This is a genomic window from Staphylococcus sp. EG-SA-2, from assembly GCF_017152085.1.
Genome location: NZ_JACYHC010000233.1, coordinates 1 through 511, shown reverse-complemented (window position 1 = coordinate 511; position 511 = coordinate 1). Strand labels below are relative to the sequence as shown.

Genomic DNA, 511 nt, shown 5'->3' with positions numbered 1-511 from the left:
TTATTACAATATCGATTTCATGACCAACATCCCTTCAATCAAATGCGTTTAAAATTAACAACAGAGCTACTTTTGAATGCAAATTTATTGTCTCCAGAACAAATAGTACAACCTAGAATTGCAACAGATGACGAATTAATGTTAATTCATAAATATGATTACGTCGAAGCAATTAAGCATGCTTCACATGGCATTATCAGTGAAGATGAGGCTAAGAAATATGGATTAAATGATGAAGAGAATAGTCAATTTAAGCATATGCACCGCCATAGTGCCACAATTGTTGGAGGCGCTTTAACTTTAGCAGATCTTATTATGTCAGGCAAAGTATTAAATGGTTGTCACTTAGGTGGTGGATTGCATCACGCTCAACCTGGTCGAGCTAGTGGTTTTTGTATATACAATGATATTGCAATTACCGCACAATACTTAGCTAAAGAATACAATCAACGCGTTTTAATCATAGATACCGATGCACATCATGGAGATGGTACACAATGGAGTTTCTATG

The 511-nt window shown here is 35.4% G+C and carries 1 protein-coding gene; it reads left to right on the top strand.

Features of this window, described 5'->3' with window-relative positions; all coding sequences use genetic code 11:
- Window positions 1-511 (top strand): arginase family protein (locus IDG60_RS02275; RefSeq protein ID WP_481906072.1); only part of this gene is annotated, 511 nt, incomplete at both ends.